General features: G+C 70.8%; 13 protein-coding genes. 10 read left to right on the top strand and 3 right to left on the bottom strand.

All coding sequences use genetic code 11. The annotated features are described in order from the left end of the window. Positions 1–13: 13 nt before the first annotated feature. Both YWW_RS0104745 and gcvT read right to left on the bottom strand, forming a co-directional pair. The gene (locus YWW_RS0104745; RefSeq protein ID WP_026929203.1) at positions 14–1,324 is read right to left on the bottom strand and encodes a Gfo/Idh/MocA family oxidoreductase; all 1,311 of its coding nucleotides are present in this window, start codon (positions 1,322–1,324) and stop codon (positions 14–16) included. A gap of 105 nt (positions 1,325–1,429) precedes the next feature. Continuing rightward, complete coding sequence (gene gcvT / locus YWW_RS0104740; protein WP_026929202.1) at positions 1,430–2,521, bottom strand: glycine cleavage system aminomethyltransferase GcvT; 1,092 nt, start codon at positions 2,519–2,521, stop codon at positions 1,430–1,432. 74 nt (positions 2,522–2,595) lie between these two features. Between gcvT and YWW_RS0104735 the strand changes: the two genes are divergently transcribed. Beyond that, positions 2,596–4,056: a leucyl aminopeptidase gene (locus YWW_RS0104735; protein WP_026929201.1), complete on the top strand. Its 1,461-nt coding sequence runs from the start codon at positions 2,596–2,598 to the stop codon at positions 4,054–4,056. An 87-nt stretch (positions 4,057–4,143) separates the two neighbouring features. Here YWW_RS0104735 and YWW_RS0104730 read toward each other — a convergent pair whose 3' ends face one another. Further along, positions 4,144–4,476, bottom strand: a complete 333-nt coding sequence (locus YWW_RS0104730; RefSeq protein WP_026929200.1) for a hypothetical protein — start codon at positions 4,474–4,476, stop codon at positions 4,144–4,146. Positions 4,477–4,700: 224 nt separating this feature from the next. Here YWW_RS0104730 and lpdA point away from each other — a divergent pair, with 224 nt between their 5' ends. The 9 genes from lpdA to YWW_RS0104685 all read left to right on the top strand — a co-directional run bounded on the left by lpdA (position 4,701) and on the right by YWW_RS0104685 (position 14,202). After that, positions 4,701–6,089 (top strand): dihydrolipoyl dehydrogenase, encoded by a 1,389-nt coding sequence (gene lpdA, locus YWW_RS0104725; RefSeq protein ID WP_035697056.1) that lies wholly within the window; start codon positions 4,701–4,703, stop codon positions 6,087–6,089. 27 nt (positions 6,090–6,116) lie between these two features. Beyond that, complete coding sequence (gene sucB, locus YWW_RS0104720; protein WP_026929198.1) at positions 6,117–7,841, top strand: 2-oxoglutarate dehydrogenase, E2 component, dihydrolipoamide succinyltransferase; 1,725 nt, start codon at positions 6,117–6,119, stop codon at positions 7,839–7,841. A gap of 214 nt (positions 7,842–8,055) precedes the next feature. Then, positions 8,056–8,487, top strand: coding sequence for a hypothetical protein (locus tag YWW_RS0104715; RefSeq protein WP_026929197.1), 432 nt, complete (start codon positions 8,056–8,058; stop codon positions 8,485–8,487). 141 nt (positions 8,488–8,628) lie between these two features. Further along, entirely contained in the window at positions 8,629–9,597 is a 969-nt protein-coding gene (locus tag YWW_RS0104710; protein ID WP_026929196.1) for a phosphotransferase family protein, read from the top strand. 62 nt (positions 9,598–9,659) lie between these two features. After that, entirely contained in the window at positions 9,660–10,475 is an 816-nt protein-coding gene (locus YWW_RS0104705) for a methyltransferase domain-containing protein (RefSeq protein WP_026929195.1), read from the top strand. A gap of 76 nt (positions 10,476–10,551) precedes the next feature. Next, complete coding sequence (locus tag YWW_RS0104700; protein ID WP_026929194.1) at positions 10,552–11,121, top strand: TetR-like C-terminal domain-containing protein; 570 nt, start codon at positions 10,552–10,554, stop codon at positions 11,119–11,121. Positions 11,122–11,140: 19 nt separating this feature from the next. Continuing rightward, a complete protein-coding gene (locus tag YWW_RS0104695) occupies positions 11,141–12,007 on the top strand; it encodes an alpha/beta fold hydrolase (RefSeq protein ID WP_035697057.1) in 867 nt (288 codons plus the stop codon). Between the two features lie 48 nt (positions 12,008–12,055). Further along, on the top strand, positions 12,056–12,316 hold the full coding sequence (locus YWW_RS0104690) for a hypothetical protein (protein WP_155829908.1): 261 nt from the start codon (positions 12,056–12,058) through the stop codon (positions 12,314–12,316). A 239-nt stretch (positions 12,317–12,555) separates the two neighbouring features. Next, complete coding sequence (locus YWW_RS0104685) at positions 12,556–14,202, top strand: FAD-binding dehydrogenase (RefSeq protein WP_026929191.1); 1,647 nt, start codon at positions 12,556–12,558, stop codon at positions 14,200–14,202. Positions 14,203–14,389: the final 187 nt, after the last annotated feature.

Below are 14,389 nucleotides of genomic sequence, written 5' to 3'. Positions count from 1 at the left end.
GGCCACGGTGCTCCTATCGCTTGAAGAGGTCGGCTACTGCAACCGCTTGCCTACTGGCGATCGACTCATTGGAGGCCAGCCCCGCGGCCAGGGCGTTGACCCCGTCCCGGGCCGTGGCCGAGCGGTCGTGCGGGTCGGTCGCGCCGTCGAAGAGGACCCCGAGCATGCGCTGGTCGCCGCCGCCGTGGCCCTTCCTTTGATATTCACCGACATCGATTTTAGTCGGCTTGGTCCAGAAGGGGTGGAGGGTCAGCTCGTACCAGCCCTCCTCGGGCGCGGCGTGCGTGCCGTGGATCGAGGCGCCGTTGGGGCCCTTGAGCGCCGGGTTGACGTGGTCGTTCTCGACCACGAGCAGCTCCAGGCGGCCCTGCGTGCCGTTGAAGTGGACCCGGTAGCCCTCCCAGGGCGAGTAGGCGGTGAGCCGGTAGGACAGCGTGACGCCGGAGTCGTAGTCGACCAGGGCCATCATGTCGTCGTAGATCGTCGTCCCGGGCGCGAACACGTTCTGGTCCCTGATGTAGCCGTCCTCGGCCTCGGCGTCGAGGTACAGCTTCTTGAGCGTCTCGCTCTCGGCCATGTGCAGGGCGAACGGGTCGTCGGCGGCGCTGGGGGAGCCTGCGGCGCGCGCGTAGCCGCGGTCGTGGCCGGTGCGCTTGCCGTTCTCGCCGTAGAAGGCGAGCTTGCCTTTTGCAAACGCTTGTATCGGCGCAGCGTCGAGCCACCAGTTGACGAGATCGAAGTGGTGGCCGGACTTGTGGACGAGCAGCCCGCCCGAGCGCTCGGCGAGGCGGTGCCAGCGGCGGAAGTAGTCGGCGCCGTGGCGGGTGTCGAGCAGCCAGTCGAAGCCCACGGAGACGATCTCGCCGATCGAGCCCTCGCGCAGCAGCTCGGCGACCTTCTCGTGGAGCGGGTTGTAGCGGTAGTTGAAGGTGACGGTGACCTTCCCGGCGGACCGCTCCTCGGCCGCGAGGATCTCGGCGGCGTGCTCGGCGGTGGTGGTCAGCGGCTTCTCGCAGATGACGTCGAGGTCCCTGGCGAGGGCGGCGAGGATGTACTCGTGGTGGTACGCGTCGACGCAGGTGACGATGACGGTGTCCGGTCTCGTCTCGTCGAGGAGCCGCTCGAAGTCCGCGGCGTCGTACGCGGCGGGGGCGGGCGCTCCGGCCTCCTCGACGGCCGCGAGGTGGACGCCGAGCCGGTGCGGATTGGTGTCGGCGAGTGCGACCAGCCGTGCCTTGTCGCTCCGTTCGACCACTGCGTCCACGTACATCGTGGCGCGTGAGCCGGTACCGACGAGGGCATAGCGATGCGGCGTGCCTGACATGTGACTCCTTCGTCTGCGAGGTTTTGGTAAACGCTATCGGAGAAGTCCGGCGCAGACAAGACCGGCACCGATTTCAACACCGGTACCGCCTGGTGAGAGCACCGCTCAGCTCGGCGCGGCCTCCACGAACGGCGGCTTGACGACCCGCACCGGCAGGCGCCGCCCGCGCACGTCCAGCTCCAGTTCGGCGCCCGGCCGGTACTCGGCGTCGAGCAGCGCCAGCGCCACGCCCTTCTTCAGCGACGGTGCGAAGGTCCCCGAGGTCGTCTCGCCGACCTGCCGCTCGCCGTCCAGGACGCTCATGCGCGCCCGCGGCACGCCCCGCCCGGCGGCCTCCAGGCCCCACAGGCGGCGCTTCGGACCGGCGGCGCGCTCGGACTCCAGAGCGCCCTTGCCCCAGAACTCGGGCTTGTCCCAGCCGATCGCCCAGCTCAGGCGGGCCTGCACCGGCGTGACGTCCAGACTCAGATCCTGGCCGTGGAGGGGATAGCCCATCTCCAGACGCAGCGTGTCCCGCGCGCCGAGCCCGCACGGGCGCGCACCGGCCACGAGCATCCCGTCCCACAGGTCCCCGGCCGCCGCGTTCGGCACCACGAGCTCGAAGCCGGTCTCGCCGGTGTAGCCCGAGCGGCAGACGATGACGGCCGCGCCGTCGACGAAGCGCTCGGCGAAGGTCATGTACCCGTGGTCGTGCGGCAGCCCGAGGTACTCCAGGATCCGCGGCGACTCCGGCCCCTGGACGGCCAGCACCGCCAAGGAGTGGTGGGCGTTGCGGACCTCCACGCCGTCGGGCGCGGCCTCCTCGAGGCGCCGCGCCACCTCGGCGGTGTTGGCGGCGTTGGGGACCAGGAGGACCTCCTCGTCCGAGAGCCGGTAGGCGATGAGGTCGTCCACCACCCCGCCCTCGGCGTCGCAGCACAGCGTGTACTGGGCGCCGCCGGCGGCGATGCGGTCCAGATCGTTCGTCAGGCACCGGTTGACGAAGGCCACGGCGCCGGGCCCGTTCACCCACACCTTCCCGAGGTGGGAGACGTCGAACACGCCCACCGAGGTCCGCACGGCCCCATGCTCGGCCAGCACGCCGCTGCCGTAGTGCAGCGGCATCTCCCAGCCCGCGAAGGGGGCGAACTTCGCACCCAGTTCGAGGTGGCGCTCGTGCAGCGGCGATACCAGAGGTGACGATGCAGGCTCAGACATGGCTTAGACACTATCGCGCCGATCCCAACCCGTAGGATCGGTCCGTTTGAACACGCATTCTGTAAGGACGGAATATGACTGAGCTGATCAGCGCGTCCGGCTATATCGCCGACGCCCGCGCCGACGTGATCGTCGTCGGCGTGCACGAGGGCGAGGAGGCCCCGATCATCCCCGCGAGCGCCTCCGGCGTCGACGCCGCCTTCGGCGGCCGTCTGGCACACGCCCTCGCCGCGCTCGACAACACCGGCTCGGCCTCGTCGCTCACCCGTCTCCCCGCCCCCGTCGAACTCGCCGCGAAGCTGGTGTTCGCCGTCGGCCTCGGCGACCCCGCCGAACTCGACGACGAGACGCTGCGCCGCGCGGCCGGGACCGCGGTGCGCGCCGCGTTCGGCCACGGCTCGGTGGCCATCGCATTCGAGGGCGACCCCGAGGCCACCGCGACCGGCGCCGCCCTGGGCGCCTACAAGTTCGAGGGCTACAAGACCGACGGGAACGGCGATGCCCCTCCGGAGTCGATCACCGTCTACGGCGCCACCGAGGAGGCCGTGCGGCGGGCCACGATCCTGGCCGAGAGCGTCGCTCTCGTCAAGGACTGGTCGGACACCCCGGCGAACCTGCTGCGCCCGCCGACGTTCGCCGTCGAGATCGAACGCGCCGCGGCCGAGGCCGGAGCGGGGATCGAGGTCGAGATCCTCGACGCCGACGCGCTCTCGGCCGGCGGCTACGGCGGCGTCCTGGCCGTGGGCGGCGGCTCCGCGGCCGCACCGCGCCTGGTGCGCCTCAGCTACCGGCACGAGGACGCGAGCAAGCACGTCGCGCTGGTCGGCAAGGGCATCACCTTCGACTCCGGCGGCCTGTCGATCAAGCCGACGGCGGGCATGTGGGACATGAAGGGCGACATGGCCGGAGCCGCCGCCGTGGTCGGCGCCACCCTCGCGGCGGCCCGCCTCGGCCTGGAGGTCAACGTCACCTGCACGGTGGCCCTGGCGGAGAACATGCTCTCCGGCTCCTCCTACCGGCCGTCCGATGTGATCACGATCCGCAACGGCAAGACCGTGGAGGTCCTCAACACCGACGCCGAGGGCCGCCTGGTGCTGGCCGACGCGCTCTCGCGCGCGATCGAGGACGAGCCGGACGCGATCTACGACGTCGCCACCCTCACCGGCGGGCAGGTCGTGGCGCTCGGGCACCGCACCATGGGCCTGATGGGCACCGACGCCGAGACCGAGCGGGTGCGCCGCATCGGCGAAGAGGTCGGCGAGCGGGGCTGGCCGATGCCGTTCCCCGAGGACGTCGTCAAGCTCATGGAGTCGCCGATCGCCGACGTCTCGCAGTGCGCGACGGGCCTCAAGCGCGACGCCCACATGATCCAGGGCGGGATCTTCCTGTCGCACTTCGTGCCCGAGGAGGTCCCCTGGGCGCATCTCGACATCGCCGGGCCGGCCGGATCGGACTCGACGTACGGGTACATCGCCAAGGGCGCCACCGGTGTGCCGGTGCGCACGCTCGTCGCGGTCATCGAGGAATTCGAGTAGCGAGCGGAGGCCGCACCGTCCCGCGCCGGGTCTCACGACCAGGTGGCGGGACGGTGCGGCAACCGTTGCGCAATCGTTGTCACGGCCTCAGGGGCGGCGCTGCCGCTCCATCTTCCGCCGCTGGTCGTAATCGCGCTTGCGCTGGGGGTATCCGGTCTTGGCGACCTCGTAGACCGGCACGCTGTACTTGCGGCCCAGAGCGAACGCCCCTTCAGGGCCGTCGACGCGCCGCCGCGTCCACTCCCCGTCGTGGGCGATGAGCATGACCGTGGTCGCGGTGACGTTCGTGCGGGGTTCGACGTAAGCCTCGACACCGGTCCTGGTCTTGATGAAATCGATCAAATGCCGCTGGTCGACGTTGTCGGAGGCCCGGTCCAACGTGCCCTTCTCATTCTTCTTCTTGCGTCCAAACCAGCCCACTGCGGCTCCTTCCGCACCGTTGAGGTGTCGACTGTCAAGCGTACACACGAGCGGCATCGTCTGTGTCGAGCAGCACACGGGCGAGCCTTCCGGAGGGCCGCACCGAGGAGTTCAATGGTGTTGCACACTCCAATCCACCGGGTCTAGTCGCCCGCGCGCCCGGATCGGTGGAAGGATGGGACGCGTACCCAAGCATCCTTAAGCACCGTTAAGTGGGGAGATCGATGAGCGACCCGAACGCAGGATACGACGTAGTGATCCTGGGCGGCGGCAGCGGCGGCTACGCCAGCGCATTCCGCGCGGCGGAGCTGGGCATGTCCGTGGCCCTGGTCGAGAAGGACAAGGTCGGCGGCACCTGCCTGCACCGTGGCTGCATCCCCACCAAGGCGCTGCTCCACGCCGGCGAGGTCGCCGACACCGCCCGCGACTCCGAGGACTTCGGCATCCTGGCCGAGTTCAAGGGCGTCGACATCGAGGCGGTCAACAAGTACAAGGATGGCGTCGTCGCCAAGATGTACAAGGGCCTCCAGGGCCTGTTCAAGGCCAACAAGGTCGAGGTCATCAACGGCACCGGCAAGCTCGTCGGCCCGAACACGATCGAGGTCGACAACGGGCAGACCGTCACCGGCCGGAACATCGTCCTCGCCACCGGCTCCTACTCCAAGACCCTCCCCGGTCTGGAGATCGACGGCGAGCGGATCATCACCTCCGAGCACGCCCTGAACCTCACCGAGCTGCCGAACAAGGCCATCGTCATCGGCGGCGGCGTCATCGGCGCCGAATTCGCCTCCGCCTGGAAGTCCCTGGGCGTCGAGGTCGAGATCATCGAGGGCCTCCCCCGCCTCATCGCCGCCGAGGACGCCGACTCCTCCAAGCAGCTCGAGCGCGCCTTCCGCAAGCGGGGCATCAAGTTCCACACCGGCAAGTTCTTCGAGAAGGTCGAGAGGACCGCCTCGGGCGTCCAGGTGACCATCCAGGGCGGCACCGTCGTCGACGGCGACCTGGTGCTCGTGGCCGTCGGCCGCGGCCCGGTCACCGACGGCTGCGGCTACGCCGAGCAGGGCGTCCAGATGGACCGCGGCTTCGTGCTCACCAACGAGCACCTCCAGACGAACCTGCCGAACGTCTACGCCGTCGGCGACATCGTCCCCGGCGTCCAGCTCGCGCACCGCGGATTCCTCCAGGGCATCTTCGTCGCCGAGCACATCGCGGGCCTGAACCCGCCGGTCATCGACGAGGCCGGCATCCCGCGCGTCACCTTCACCGAGCCCGAGGTCGCCTCCATGGGCCTCAACGAGGACAAGGCGAAGGAGCGCTACGGGGCCGACAAGATCAAGACGGTCAACTACAACCTGGCTGGCAACGGGAAGTCGAACATCCTCAAGACGCAGGGCTTCGTCAAGCTCGTCGCCGTCGAGGACGGCCCGATCGTCGGCGTCCACATGGTCGGCGCGCGCATCTCCGAGCAGATCGGCGAGGCCGAGCTGATCTACAACTGGGAGGGCTACGCCTCGGACGTCGCCCAGCTCATCCACATGCACCCGACCCAGAACGAAGCGATCGGCGAGGCCGCCATGGCGCTGGCCGGCAAGCCGCTGCACGTCCACGACTGAACACGACCACAGGAGCTGAACAGAACGATGCCGACATCGGTAACGATGCCCGCCCTCGGTGAGTCCGTCACCGAGGGGACGGTGACGCAGTGGCTGAAGAAGGAAGGCGACACCGTCGAGGTGGACGAGCCTTTGCTGGAGGTGTCCACCGACAAGGTCGACACCGAGGTGCCCTCCCCCGTGGCCGGCGTGGTGCTCAAGATCGTCGCCCCGGAGGACTCCGAGGTCGAGATCGGCGGCGAGCTCGCCGTCATCGGCGACCCGTCCGAGGCCGGCGGCGCTGCGCCCGCCCCGGCCCCCGAACCCGCCGCCGAGCAGCCCGCGGCTCCCGAGCCCGAGGCCCCCTCGACTGAGCAGGCCGCTCCGGCCCAGGCGCAGCCGCAGGCCGACGCTCCGCAGACCGGCCCCGCCGAGGGCACCGAGGTGCTGCTGCCCGAACTCGGCGAGTCGGTCACCGACGGCACGGTGACGGCCTGGCTCAAGGCCGTCGGCGACACCGTCGAGGTCGACGAGCCGCTGCTGGAGATCTCGACGGACAAGGTCGACACCGAGATCCCCTCCCCCGCCGCCGGCACGCTGCTGGAGATCCGCGTGGGCGAGGACGAGACGGCCGAGGTCGGTTCGGTGCTGGCGATCATCGGCTCCGGCACCGCCGCTCCGGCGGCCACGCCGGTGCCGCAGCCCGCCGCCGAGCCGCGCGCCGAGGAGACTCCCGCCGTCACCGAGGAGGACCGCGTCCCGGCCGAGCCGGAGTCGGCCCCCTCCCGGCCCGCGCAGCCCGCGCCGCAGGCGCAGGCTCCGGCCGCCGCCCCGGCGCCGACCGCCGAGAAGCCGTCGAGCTCGTACGTCACGCCGCTGGTCCGCAAGCTCGCCGCCGAGAACGACGTCGACCTCGACTCGCTCACCGGCACCGGCGTGGGCGGGCGCATCCGCAAGCAAGACGTCCAGGCCGCCATCGACCGGAAGGCCGCCCCCGAGCCCGCCGCAGCCAAGCCGAGCGCGCCCGCCGCGCCGGCCGAGGTCAGCCCGCTGCGCGGACGCACCGAGAAGATGTCGCGCCTGCGCCAGACCGCGGCCAAGGCCCTGCTCCAGTCGATGCAGACCACGGCCCAGCTGACGACCGTGCGCGAGGTGGACGTCACGAAGGTGGCGAAGCTCCGCGCGGCCAAGAAGGACGAGTTCCTCGCCCGCCACGGCGTGAAGCTCTCGTTCCTGCCGTTCTTCTCGGTCGCCGCGATCGAGGCCCTCCAGCAGTACCCGATCGTCAACGCCTCCATGAACCTGGAGGAGAAGACGATCACCTACCCGGACGCGGAGAACGTCGCGTTCGCGGTGGACACGCCCAAGGGCCTGATCGTCCCGGTCGTCAAGAACGCCGGTGACCTGAACATCCCGGGCCTGGCCAAGCGGATCGCCGAGATCGCGGACAAGGCCCGCAACGGCGGGCTGGCGCCCGACGACCTGTTCGGCGGGACCTTCACCATCACCAACACCGGTTCGGTGGGCGCGCTGTTCGACACGCCGATCGTGCCGCTGGGCCAGTCGGCGATCCTCGGCACCGCCGCGATCGTCAAGCGCCCGCGCGTGATCAACGACCCCGAGCTGGGCGAGATCATCGCGGTGCGCTCGGTCATGAACCTGACACTGAGCTACGACCACCGGCTCATCGACGGCGCCGACGCCGCCCGCTTCCTGGCGGCGATCACGAAGCGCATCGAGGACGGGAACTTCGAACACCAGCTGGGTCTCTAAGGGCCGGAGGGCATCACGGTGCGGGGCGCGGCGGGCATTGCCCGCCGCGCCCCGCATCCGTTCTCCCACAAGAAGAATGAAGCTTCAACGATTCGGTTCCACGACCACGTGAGGCTTCGTCAACCACGGTCCGCGACCCGTAACCTTCACACTCGTGTCCTCGTTGTTCCAACAACCCACCTTATGTGACCCCGCACGGAGGTAAGGAACTCGAATGTTCATCGAGTACAACGAGATCTTGGCTATGTTGATGGAGGACCGCCCCGAGTTCGCGACCGAGCTCTACAACTGGACCGACGGGCCCGAACTGCCCGAATACGACGCCATCGCGATCAGTCGCCAGACGATCGTCCCGTCCCGCGGCACCGAGCGGTTCCGCGTCTGCGCGCTGGCCGCCTACTCCAAGGGCGAGGAGGAGGTGGTGGCGGTGCTGTTCGACACCGTGCTCGAACCCGACGCCGACCAGGCGGAATGCTGGCTCCAGTTCATCGACAACGCGCAGCGCGCCCTGAGCTGCATGGTGACGTTCGTGGTGCTGTGCCGGGACGTCGCGACCGCGAAATGGGCGAGGGATTACAGCGCCGTGGGAGACATCGGCCATTATGTTCTGCCCGTAGTGGTTCCATCTTTGCTCCCGAACACCTAGAATGGACTGGGCCCCGCCGCCGACCCCACCACGGCGGCGAGGGCCACTCAAAGCCCCCGAGGCCCTGGTGACAAGGGCCTTTTCGCATCCCACCCGGCAAAACCCGTTGCGGCCGCTCCCATGTCCGGCGAGACTGGCGCCATGTCCAGATTCGGCACACCGGTTCCCTACACCGCCACGGCGGTGCGCCCCGCCTACGACGCGCTTCCCGTCGCCGGACGCGAGCGGATCGCGAAGGAGCTCGGCGCGGAGCCGACGGCGGTGGAACTCGCGGGAGGCGGCTTCTCAGGGGGCTTCGCGGCGAAGGTCCGCTCCGCATCGGGCGCCGAACTGTTCATCAAGGCCGCCGGGCCCCACCTGCCGTACGTCTTGGGCGCCTACCGGAAAGAAGCACAGATCAACCCGGCCCTGCCCGAGGGGATCCCCGCACCGAGGCTGCACTTCGCCCATGAGGTCGACGAGTGGGTCGTCCTGGGCTTCGAGGCCGTGGACGGCCGGGGGGTGGATCTCCCACTGAGACCGGCGGACCTCGACCTGATGCTGCGCGCCTGGGCCGCGGCCGCCGAGCATCTGGTGCCAGCGCCGCAGTCGCTGCTGGACGCGGGCGTGGAGCGGCGCCCGATCGACGACATGCTCCGCAAGTTCACCGGCGTGGCCGCCGGCCGGGAGGAGCCCTTCGAGGTCCCGCCGCCGCTGGAGGGCCGCATCGACGAGCTGGCGGCCCTGGACGCCGGGATCGACGAAGCGGTCAGCGCCGACGCGGCGATGCACTTCGACCTGCGGCCGGACAACATGATCGTCGGCGCGGACCGGGCGTGGATCTGCGACTGGAACTGGATGGGCATTCACGCCCCGTGGTTCGACACGGTGTGCTTCCTGGTCACCGCGCACGGCGACGGCCACGATGCCGAGGCGCTGTTCCGGGGCCATCCGACGGCCGCCGGCGTCTCCGACGAGCAGCTGGACACGGCCTTGGCGGCGATCACGGGCTACTACCTGGCGCAGGCGCGCCTGGACCTGGTCGAGGGCGTCTCGCCGTACATCAGGAGGCACCAGCGGTGGAGCGGCCTGGCGGCGGCGGACTGGCTGGCGAGGCGCCGAGGCTGGTGAGTTCTTTCCGCATCGCGGGAAATACGTCCCACAAGATGACATGACCCGGGTACGGTCGCCGCATGGCGAAGGACACGGCGACCTACACCCACGGTCATCACGAATCGGTGCTGCGCTCGCACACCTGGCGGACGGCGGAGAACTCGGCGGCCTATCTGCTGCCCGAGTTGCGGACGGATCACGAGATCCTCGACATCGGCTGCGGGCCGGGGACGATCACGGCCGATCTGGCGGCGATCGTCACGGAAGGGCACGTGACCGCGGTCGACCGCGCCGAAGGCGTCCTGGTGAAGGCCGCCGAGCACGCCGCGGCGCGCGGCGCCGGGAACATCGACTTCGAGGTGGCCGACGTCCACGGGCTCCGCTTCGCGGACGACACCTTCGACGTCGCCCACGCCCACCAGGTGCTCCAGCACGTGGGGGACCCGGTACAGGCGCTCCGGGAGATGCGCCGGGTGACGAGGCCCGGCGGCCTCGTGGCGGTGCGCGACTCGGATTACGGGGCGTTCACCTGGTACCCCGCCTCGCGGGGCTTGAGCGACTGGCTGGACTTGTACGAGCGCGTCGCCCGCGCGAACGGCGGCGAGCCCGATGCGGGGCGGCGCCTGAAGTCCTGGGCGCTCGAAGCGGGGTTCGAGGAGGAGGCCGTCGAGGCGAGCTCGTCGACGTGGACCTTCGCGGCCCCCGACGACCGGCGCTGGTGGGGCGGCCTGTGGGCCGACCGGGCCTTGCACTCCGCGTTCGCGGAGCAGGCCGCGGCGGGCGACCATGCCACGCGCGAGCAGTTGGAGGCCGCCGCGGAAGCCTGGAAGGACTGGAGCGGGCGGCCGGACGCCTGGCTGATGATCCCCCACGGCCAACTGCTGTGCAGAGTGTGAGCTCCGCGACGGCATCTGCGCGCCGCCCCGATTCCTAGGCATATTAGGAAACAACCTAGGAATGTTAGGAATTCGTATGCCGCGCGCAGGACTCACCCCAGAGGCCCTGGTGGCCGCCGCCGCCGACCTCGCCGACGAGATCGGCTTCGACCATCTGACGCTCGCGGTGCTCGCCAAACGGTTCGGCGTCCGCGACGCCAGCCTCTACACCCACATCCGGGGCCTGGCCGACCTCCACGAGCGCGTGGCGCTGCTCGCGCTCGACGAATGGGCCGACGCCCTGGGCGCGGCCGTGGCGGGGCGATCCGGCCGCGCCGCCTTGAGCGCCTTCGCCGACGCCTACCGGGCCTTCGCGACCGAGCATCCCGGCCGCTACGCCGCCACCCGCTTCCCGGTCTCACCCGAACGGCTCGCCGCATCGGCGGGCGCGGCCCGCATCATCGAACTGTGCTACGCGCTCCTGCGCGGCTACGAGCTGTCCGAATCGGCCGCCACCGACGCGGTCCGGCTGCTGCGCAGCACCTTCCACGGCTTCAGCGACCTCGAGGCCACCGGCGGATTCACGGCCGGCCGCAGTCTCGACGCCTCATGGCGGCGAGCGGTCGACGCCCTCCACCACACCCTCACCGACTGGTCGACGATCTGAACCCGCACTGGAGGAACCCATGCCGACCGCGACACTCAACGGCACCGCCGTCGACTACGACCACCGCGGCGAAGGGCCGCCCCTGCTGCTCCTGCCCGGCGGCGCCGGGCACGGCGGCGTCTTCGACCGATTCGCCTCGCACCTGGCCGACCGCTATCGCGTCGTCGCCATGTCCAGCCGCGTGGCCTCGGCGGCGCGGGCGGACGCCGCGCCCGGCGAGCAGCACCCGGCGGTCCACGCCGAGGACGCGCTCGGGCTGATCGAGGCGCTCTTCGACGAACCGCCGATCGTGTTCGGCTCCAGCTCCGGCGCAATCACCGCCCTCGCGCTCTCGGCCCGCCACCCCGAGCGCGTCCGCCTCGCCGTCGTCCACGAGCCGCCGCTCGTCGGCCTGCTGCCCGACGCCGAACACCACCGCGCCGCGCTCGAATCGGTCCGGGCGGCCGCGCGCGCCCACGGCGGCGCCGAGGCGATGAAGGCCATGGCCGCCGCCATGGCGGCTCCGGGAACGGACTCGGCCGCCCCGGCTCTGCGCCACACCGGCGACTGGCTCGACGGCTACGCGGAGACGCGGCCCGAGCCGCCCGATCCGGAGCTGCTGGAGCTGTTCGCGCGGATCGGCGAGCTCCAGCCGATCTTCCTCGAGCACATCCTGGTCCCGTTCGCCACCGCCGAGCCCGAGCTGACCGCGCTCGGCGCGACGGCCGCGCGCCTGGTCCCCGCCGCCGGCATCGACTCACGCGGCCAGCTGCCCTACCGGACCACCGCGGCGCTGGCCGAGCGGCTCGGCCTCCCGCTGACCGAGTTCCCCGGGGGCCACCTCGGCCCCGTCGAACGCCCCGCGCAGTTCGCCGACGCGCTCAAGGCGCTCCTCGAACGGGCTTGAACGGCGAGCATCCGGTCAGTCGGCGCCGCGCTCGGCCAGGTCGAGCCGGTGCTCGACGTCCGAGGGCGGCGTCGGGTGCCGGTCTGGTTCGCGGTGGTCCCGGGGGCGGGCGCCGCGATCACGGTCATGCAGGCGGGGCTGCGGGTGACCACCGAGGTCTTCGGCGGTCTCGACGAGATGGATCGGGACAGCTGGGGAGCAGCTTTGCCGGGGCTGTCCTTCCTCCCCTGGGGGCTCACGCTCGCGGCGGCGGTCGCCGCCTACGCCGTGCGCCGGTCCCGCCACGACCGTGCACAAGGTGAGAAGTAGGCAGAGCACCGCCAGGACCACGGCCACAGGTGACATCGTGTATCGCTGATGCCGGTCGGAAGAGGGCCGAGAGCGCGGGCGGCGCGGTGAAGAGCTAAGGGTTGTGTCATGCGTCGGCTCGGCGCTTCGGGCTTCCCATGCGGCGACCGGGGATCGACCGGTTGACGGGCTCGTCCCCGCACTGGTATACCTCCCCTACGCGCCGGTAGGCGCTGCTGCTTTCGAAAGGTGCTCGGGCCATGGACAGTGACGTCATCGTGGTGGGGGCCGGGCTCGCGGGGCTGGTCGCCACCGCCGAGTTGGCCCGGTCGGGGAAGTCCGTGGTGCTCGTCGACCAGGAGGGCCCGCAGTCCCTCGGCGGGCAGGCGTTCTGGTCCTTCGGCGGGCTGTTCCTGGTCGACTCGCCCGAGCAGCGGCGCATGGGCATCAAGGACTCGCGCGAGCTGGCGTGGCGGGACTGGCTCGGGAGCGCCGGCTTCGACCGCCCGGAGGACGAGTGGCCCCGCAAGTGGGCCGAGGCGTACGTCGACTTCGCGTCCGGTGAGAAGCGCGCCTGGCTGCACGGCCTGGGCGTGCGGTTCTTCCCCGTGGTGGGGTGGGCCGAGCGCGGCGGCTACACCGCCGAGGGGCACGGGAACTCGGTGCCGCGGTTCCACATCACCTGGGGCACCGGGCCGGGGCTGGTCGAGCCGTTCGCGCGGCTGGTGCGCGAGGCCGCGGGTTCGGGGCGGGTCCGCTTGGCCTTCCGGCACCGGGTCGACCGGATCGAGACCGCCGAGGGGGCCGTGACGGGCGTGAGCGGCTCGGTGCTGGCCGACGACGAGGCGCCGCGCGGGGTCTCCACGAGCCGGGACGTCACCGGGGAGTTCTCCTTCACCGCCGAGGCCGTGGTCGTCACCTCCGGCGGCATCGGCGGGAACTTCGAGATGGTCCGGCGGAACTGGCCGGAGCGGCTCGGCGCGCCGCCGAAGCGGATGATCGCCGGGGTGCCCGCCCACGTCGACGGGCGCATGCTCGGGATCGCCGAGGACGCCGGCGCCAGCCTCATCAACCGCGACCGCATGTGGCACTACACCGAGGGCATCACGAACTGGGATCCCGTCTGGCCGATGCACGGCATCCGGATCCTGCCGGGGCCTTCGTCGCTGTGGCTCGACGCGACCGGGAGGCGGCTGCCTTCGCCGCTGTTCCCCGGTTTCGACACCTTGGGGACACTCGAGCACATCATGACCACCGGGTATGAGCACACGTGGTTCGTGCTCACGCAGAAGATCCTCGAGAAGGAGTTCGCGCTCTCGGGGTCGGAGCAGAACCCGGACTTGACCGGGAAGGACATCAGGCTGCTCCTGAAGCGGGTGCTGCCCGGCGCGCCGGGTCCGGTGGAGGCGTTCAAGGAGCGCGGCGTGGACTTCACGGTGGCCGATTCACTCCCGAAGCTCGTCGAGGGCATGAATTCCATCACAGACGAGCCGCTGCTGGAGTTCGAGGCCGTGCGGGAGGCCGTGGCGGGCCGCGACGCCGAGATGGCCAACAAGTTCACCAAGGATTTGCAGGTCATGGCCCTGCGCGGGGCCAGGAACTACCGCGGGGACCGGCTCATTCGGGTGGCCTCGCCGCACCGGCTGCTCGACGCGGGGGCGGGGCCGCTCATCGGCGTGCGGCTCAACATCCTCACCCGGAAGACCCTCGGCGGCCTCCAGACCGATCTGGACGGCCGTGTGCTGCGTGTGGACGGATCGCCGCTGCCGGGGCTCTACGCGGCCGGGGAGGCCGCCGGCTTCGGCGGGGGCGGCATGCACGGCTACCGTTCGCTCGAGGGCACCTTCCTCGGCGGCTGCCTCTTCTCCGGCCGACGGGCCGCCCGCGGCGTGTCCGACCAGCGGTGACGCCCGGCGCGAATAGGATTCGCCACCAATGCCCATGGTGGCTTTGGGACTGATGGCGTAGCCTGCCAAACTGAGGATGTATCGCAAGCCGGGAATGGGTTCGCTATCATCCAAGCCTCCCCCGGCGATGACAGCGCCGGGCGCCGACGAGGTGCTCCAGCACCTTCCCTCCCGGTGCGCCCCGGCA

It is taken from the genome of Glycomyces tenuis DSM 44171, assembly GCF_000427885.1.
GTDB classification, from domain to species: domain Bacteria; phylum Actinomycetota; class Actinomycetes; order Mycobacteriales; family Micromonosporaceae; genus Glycomyces; species Glycomyces tenuis.
This window is presented reverse-complemented; position numbering and strand designations above follow the sequence as displayed.

Excerpts from the sequence above, each read along its gene's own strand:
- YWW_RS0104745 (WP_026929203.1), bottom strand. The coding sequence starts at position 1,324 with ATGTCAGGCACGCCGCATCGCTATGCCCTCGTCGGTACCGGCTCACGC.
- gcvT (WP_026929202.1), bottom strand. The coding sequence starts at position 2,521 with ATGTCTGAGCCTGCATCGTCACCTCTGGTATCGCCGCTGCACGAGCGC.
- YWW_RS0104735 (WP_026929201.1), top strand. The coding sequence starts at position 2,596 with ATGACTGAGCTGATCAGCGCGTCCGGCTATATCGCCGACGCCCGCGCC.
- lpdA (WP_035697056.1), top strand. The coding sequence starts at position 4,701 with ATGAGCGACCCGAACGCAGGATACGACGTAGTGATCCTGGGCGGCGGC.
- sucB (WP_026929198.1), top strand. The coding sequence starts at position 6,117 with ATGCCGACATCGGTAACGATGCCCGCCCTCGGTGAGTCCGTCACCGAG.
- YWW_RS0104715 (WP_026929197.1), top strand. The coding sequence starts at position 8,056 with ATGTTCATCGAGTACAACGAGATCTTGGCTATGTTGATGGAGGACCGC.
- YWW_RS0104710 (WP_026929196.1), top strand. The coding sequence starts at position 8,629 with ATGTCCAGATTCGGCACACCGGTTCCCTACACCGCCACGGCGGTGCGC.
- YWW_RS0104705 (WP_026929195.1), top strand. The coding sequence starts at position 9,660 with ATGGCGAAGGACACGGCGACCTACACCCACGGTCATCACGAATCGGTG.
- YWW_RS0104700 (WP_026929194.1), top strand. The coding sequence starts at position 10,552 with ATGCCGCGCGCAGGACTCACCCCAGAGGCCCTGGTGGCCGCCGCCGCC.
- YWW_RS0104695 (WP_035697057.1), top strand. The coding sequence starts at position 11,141 with ATGCCGACCGCGACACTCAACGGCACCGCCGTCGACTACGACCACCGC.
- YWW_RS0104685 (WP_026929191.1), top strand. The coding sequence starts at position 12,556 with ATGGACAGTGACGTCATCGTGGTGGGGGCCGGGCTCGCGGGGCTGGTC.